Genomic DNA, 5,567 nt, shown 5'->3' with positions numbered 1-5,567 from the left:
CCATTTTCTGCGTGGTCCTGCCATGACGTTGAGGTAGTAGAGCTCGAAGCCGTGGGGGGCGCCGCAGGGGTGGTGGCCTTTGGGGACGCAGGTGACGTCGCCGTTTCTGACGGCCATGGTCTCATCAAGGCTGCCGTCATCGGTATAGACGCGCTGTACGGCCCATCCGTCGGCGGGTTTCAGGCGGTGGTAATAGGTTTCTTCCAGATAGGTGATGCGGGGGAAGTCGTCCTCGTCATGGCGGTGGCTGGGATAGCTGGACCAGTGGCCGGCGGGGGTGAAGACCTCGGTCACCAGCAGGCTGTCGCAGTAATCCTGATCCTCCATGGCGATATTGTTGATATAGCGTGTGTTGGTGCCGGTGCCCCTTTCGGTCAGGGTGATGGCGTCGGGGCCGATCCGGCGGGCCTCATGGCCGCCATGACCGGGGGCCGAGCAGACGGCGATGACGCAATCGGTCACCGCTTCGGCCTGCCATTGCTGGTCATTCGGGACATAGAGACAATGCGGCGGCGTGCGCTCGAAGACGTCCATCCTCTGGCCCAGCTCGCCCCAGTCCCGCCCGGCGGCGCGGAGCCGGGCCTTGCCTTCGACCATGACCAGGATGACCTCGCGCCCGCCCGTCGCCTCGGCGGCGGTTTCGCCCGCGCGCAGCCGGTAAAGGCCAAAGCCGACATATCGCCAGCCCGCCATGTCAGGCGTGATCTGATGCACCTTGCCATGGGTGCCGAAGGGGCGGTGAAGCAGCCGGCTCATATCCTTATTCCTTTCTGTCGGCCTCATCCGGGTCCTTGGGATCGAAGGCGATAAAAAACTGATGCGCCGCGTAAAGGCCGACTGCACCAAACAGAATGCCCCAGAACGGCGCGCCGCTGACGAATTCGACCGCCGCCCAGCCAAGGCAGACCGCGACGATCACGACCCGCAGCCAGAGCGGCCTGTAGACGTCCTGCTGCAGGTCGAACATCTTCATGCCGCGCCCCGGTCCAGCCCGGCCTCGGCCGCCGCCGCCTTCAGCGCCCGCAACCCCAGCGACTGATAGTCCAGTGGGTTCCTGACCTCGGGGTCCTGTTCGGCCTCGATCACCAGCCAGCCGTCATAGCCTGCCTGCGCCAGGATGCGCAGCAAGGGCACGAAGTCGATCGCCCCTTCGGGATCGCCGGGCACGGTAAAGGCCCCGGCCAGAACGCCGGACAGGAAGGACATGCCTTCGGACCGAACGCGCTCGGTTACCGGGCGGCGGATGTTCTTGGCATGGAAATGCGCGACGCGCGCGGCATGTCTGGTCAGCACCGCCACCGGGTCGCCGCCGCCAAAGGCGCAATGTCCGGCATCGAAGAGAAGATGCGTGGCCGGGCCGGTCGCTTCCATGAAGGCGTCGATATCTTCGGGGGATTCGACCACCGTGCCCATATGGTGGTGATAGGCCAGCGTGATGCCTTCGGAGGCCAGATAAGCGGCAAAAGCCTCTATCTTCGCGCCGAAAGCGGCCATGTCATCCGCCGAAAGCCGGGGCCGGTCGTTGACCGGAATATCCGGGCTGCCATGCACGGCGTTCGAACATTCGCAGGCGATGCAGACCCGGCAGTCATTGGCCTTCAGCTTCGCCAGATGGGGCTGCACCGCCCTGATCTCGTCCTCGACCGAGCGGCTCAGCAGTTCCGTCGAATACCAGCCCGAGATGAAGCGCAGCCCATAGCTGCCCAGCAGGTCTTTCAGCCCGGCCGGATCGTCGGGCCAGCGATGGCCGTTCTCGATCCCGTCAAAGCCGATGATCCGGCCGGCCTCGTGCAGAATCTGTTCGGTCGGGATATCTGCGCCGATCGACTGATCGTCGTCATTGGCCCAGGCGATGGGATTGGTGCCGTAAAGGATCATGACAGCCTCAGTTCACAAGCCGCTGGCGGGCGATATTGGCAAGGTAATCACCATAGGCGGCGCGCAGTTTTTGGGTATCGCCCACTTCCGGCACGGCCACGTCCCAGAAATGCCCCGCGCCCTTCAGCCCGTCGCCGGGACCGGGTCGGGCGGTGGTGTCGATCACGATCACGGTCGGGATATCGCGGGTCCGCGCGGCTTTGATCTGTGCCTCAAGATCCGCGATGCCACCCGCCTTGACCGCATGCGCCCCCATGCTGGCGGCATGGGCCACGAAGTCGATCTGCGGCTGCGCCTCGACGCGGCTGTCGACATACATATTGTTGAATTCCGCGCCGCCGGTATTGATTTGCAGCCGGTTGATACAGCCATAGCCGCGATTGTCGGTCAGCACGACGGTAAAGGGGATGCGCCGCATCACCGCCGTGGCCAGTTCCGAATTGGCCATCATATAGCTGCCATCGCCGACAAAGCAGATCACCTCGCGCTCGGGCCGCGCCAGTTTGAGACCCATGGCGCCCGCGACCTCATATCCCATGCAGCTATAGCCATATTCCATGTGATAGCCGCCTTGCGAGGGCTGCCACAGCAGCTTCAGCGCGCCGGGCATGGTGCCGGCGGCACACATGGCGATGGCGTCCGGGCCGGTCGCGCGCTGCACGGCGCCGATCACCTGCGCGTCGGTCGGCAGTTCGTTGGTATCGGTGGGCGCGGCGCAATGGGCATTGACGGCCGCCAGCCAATCGGCGCGGGCCTGCGGGTTGGCCGCATCGGCGCGGTAATCGCCAAGCGCCTGCGTCAGTGCGGCAAGCGCCACTCTGGCATCCGCGACCAGGCTGACCCCGCCATGCTTCATCGCGTCATAGGGCTGGACATTGATGCTGGCCAGCGTCGCATCCGGAAACAGCGTCCGCGAGCCGGTGGTGAAATCCTGCAGCCGCGTGCCGATGCCGATGACCAGATCGGCCTGTCCCGCCACAAGGTTCGCCGCCGCCGAGCCATCGACCCCCGCCGCGCCATAGTTCATCGGGTGATCCTGCGGCAGCGCGGATTTGCCCGCCTGCGTCTCGATCACCGGGATATTGTGGCGGCTGGCGAACTCGGCCAAGGCGTCCTCGGCCCCGGCATAGATCACGCCGCCCCCCGCCACGATCACCGGCGATTTTGCAGCCCGGATCATGTCCGCGACCTCGGCCAGTTCGACCGAGTCGGGTTCGGGGCGGCGGATGCGCCAGATGCGCGGCGCGAAGAAGTCTTCCGGCCAGTCATGGCCCTCCGCCTGCACATCCTGACAGAAGGCCAGCACCACTGGCCCGCATTCCGCCGGATCGGTCATGGCGCGCATGGCGCGGGGCAGCGCGCTCAGCAGATGTTCGGGCCGGGTGATGCGGTCGAAATAGCGGCTGACGGGGCGGAAGCAGTCATTCGCGCTGACCGTCCCGTCCCCGAAATCCTCGACCTGTTGCAGCACCGGATCGGGGCGGCGGTTGGCAAAGACATCACCCGCGATGACCAGAAGCGGCAGCCGGTTCACATGCGCAAGTGCGGCCGCCGTCACCACATTGGTCGCCCCCGGCCCGATGGATGTGGTCACCGCCTGTGCCCGCCTGCGCCCCTGCCCCTTGGCATAGGCAATCGCGGNATGGGCCATCGACTGTTCGTTCTGGCCGCGCCATGTCGGCAGCGCGTCCCCGATCCCGTGCAGCGCCTCGCCAATGCCGGCCACATTGCCATGGCCGAAGATCGCCCAGACCCCGTCGATGAAGCGCTCGCCGTCTTCGTTCTGCTGCGCGCTCAGCCAGCGCATCATCGCCTGCGCGGCGGTCAGTCTGATCGTCTTGCTCATTGCTTCGCCTCCACGGCCGCTCGCGTCTTCTTCACTCAAATATCCCGGGGGGTCCGGGGGGCAGCGCCCCCGGGTCCGATCCCTATGCCGCCGCCCGCGCTGCATTGCGCGCCTTGTCCCAGACCCCGCACAGCCGCGCATAGCGATCCGCCATCTGCGCCACCGCGGCATCATCGCCGATCTCGCCCTTCATCCACGCCCGCGCTGCATCGGCGAAGATCGTCCGCCCGACGGCAAAGCCGCGCACCAGATCGAACCCCGCCGCGACCTCAAAGCTCGCGGCCAGCTCCGCCTCGGGCGCGTCCAGCCCCAGCACCACGATGCCGCGTGTGTGCGTGTCATGTTCCTCGATGGCGGCGATGGCGTTTTGCCAGCCCTCGCGCGTCTGCATCGGTTCCAGCTTCCACCAGTCGGGATAGATCCCGGCGGCATAGAATTGCCGGATCAGGGTGGCCGTGGTGGCGTTATCGACCGGGCCGACCTTGGACGGGATCACCTCCAGCAGGAACTCCAGCCCCGCCCGCCGCGCGGCGGTGTAAAGCCGCGTGACCGTAGCCTCCTGATCCGCGCGCATGGCCGCGTCATCATCGGGGTGGCAGAAGCACAGCACCTTGACGACATTCTCGCGCGCCCATGCCTGCAAGCCGCCGCAATCGGCACCGAGTTCCGGTTCCAGTTCCAGCGGGCGTGACCCCGGCCATTCCGCAGGCCGCCCGATCCACAGCCCCGAGCCCGAGGCCGCATGCAGCGCCGCCCGCCCGATGCGGTTGTCGCACAGAATGCCATAGCCGGGACGATCCCCCGCCACCTGCCGCGCGGCGCTCAGGCACAACGCCTTGAAGGCCCCGCCCTTCTGCGGCGTATAGCCCTGCATCTCTTCCAGCTGCCCGCGATGGTCGAAGGCAAAGACCCGCATCTCGGACCAGTCGCCCGTGCCGGGACCGGTGCGGTTCGTGGCGCGGTGGATCTGATCCAGTTCGGCATCGTTCCTCAGATCCGGCTGGATCACGCCGCGCTTGAGGAAAAATTCCAGCTCCGTCAGCGAGGGATAGGCCGGCGTGCAGCCATGGCGGCTGACCGCGAAGGCCCCGCAGGCATTGGCGTATTCCAGCGCGCGCGGCCAGTCCTCGCCATCCAGCCAGCCCTTCATCAGCCCCGAAAAGAACCCGTCGCCCGCGCCCAGCACATTGAACACCTCAATCGGAAAGCCCGGCCCGGTCTGGCCCTCATCCAGACTGTCGGGGATCTCGCCTTCAAAGGCCACCGCCCCTGCCGCGCCACGCTTGCAGACCAGCGTGGCGTCGCTGACGGCGCGAACATTGCGCAGCGCTTCGATGGTATCGGTCGAGCCGCCGGCGATGTGGAACTCCTCTTCCGTGCCGACGATCAGGTCGAAATAATGCAGGCTCGCCTGCAGCTTCGCCGTCACCGCCGCGCTTTCCACGAACCGGCTTTCGCCATCGCCATGCCCCGCCACACCCCAGAGATTCGGGCGATAATCGATATCCAGCGCCGTCCGCGCCCCGTGTTTGCGCGCCAGTTCCAGCGCCTTGATCACCGCGGCCTCGGTCTGCGGATGCGACAGATGCGTCCCCGTCGCCACCACCGCGCGCGCCTCGGCAATGAAGCCCTCATCAATGTCATCCTCGCTCAGCCCCATATCGGCGCAATTCTCGCGATAGAAGATCAGCGGAAAGCTGTCCTCGTCGCGGATGCCCAATATCACCAGAGCCGTCAGCCGGTCCGGGTCGGTCTTGACGCCCCGCACATCCACGCCCTCACGCACCAACTGCTCGCGGATGAACCGCCCCATATGCTCATCACCAACCCCCGTAATCACCGC

At 66.2% G+C, this 5,567-nt stretch carries 5 protein-coding genes; all 5 read right to left on the bottom strand.

From position 1 onward, the window contains the following. The coding region (iolB, locus tag FQV27_RS18610; protein WP_147101576.1) for a 5-deoxy-glucuronate isomerase at positions 1-756 on the bottom strand (756 nt) is incomplete at its 3' end. Between the two features lie 4 nt (positions 757-760). Next, on the bottom strand, positions 761-973 hold the full coding sequence (locus tag FQV27_RS18605; protein WP_342779900.1) for a hypothetical protein: 213 nt from the start codon (positions 971-973) through the stop codon (positions 761-763). Next, positions 970-1,878, bottom strand: coding sequence for a myo-inosose-2 dehydratase (gene iolE, locus FQV27_RS18600; protein ID WP_147101573.1), 909 nt, complete (start codon positions 1,876-1,878; stop codon positions 970-972). Before iolE ends, FQV27_RS18605 begins: the two co-directional genes overlap by 4 nt. 7 nt (positions 1,879-1,885) lie before the next feature. After that, positions 1,886-3,724 carry a 3D-(3,5/4)-trihydroxycyclohexane-1,2-dione acylhydrolase (decyclizing) gene (iolD, locus tag FQV27_RS18595; RefSeq protein ID WP_147101568.1) on the bottom strand — a complete coding sequence of 613 codons (1,839 nt, stop codon included), beginning with the start codon at positions 3,722-3,724 and terminating at the stop codon, positions 1,886-1,888. An 82-nt stretch (positions 3,725-3,806) separates the two neighbouring features. Beyond that, positions 3,807-5,567: bifunctional 5-dehydro-2-deoxygluconokinase/5-dehydro-2-deoxyphosphogluconate aldolase (locus FQV27_RS18590; RefSeq protein ID WP_147101563.1), on the bottom strand; the 1,761-nt coding region annotated here is incomplete at its 5' end.

Origin of the sequence: Paracoccus aurantiacus (assembly GCF_007993065.1) — a bacterium.
Classification (GTDB): Bacteria; Pseudomonadota; Alphaproteobacteria; order Rhodobacterales; family Rhodobacteraceae; genus Paracoccus; species Paracoccus aurantiacus.
This window is presented reverse-complemented; position numbering and strand designations above follow the sequence as displayed.

Coding starts and splice junctions, on each gene's coding strand:
- FQV27_RS18605 (WP_342779900.1), bottom strand. CDS start 973: ATGAAGATGTTCGACCTGCAGCAGGACGTCTACAGGCCGCTCTGGCTG.
- iolE (WP_147101573.1), bottom strand. CDS start 1,878: ATGATCCTTTACGGCACCAATCCCATCGCCTGGGCCAATGACGACGAT.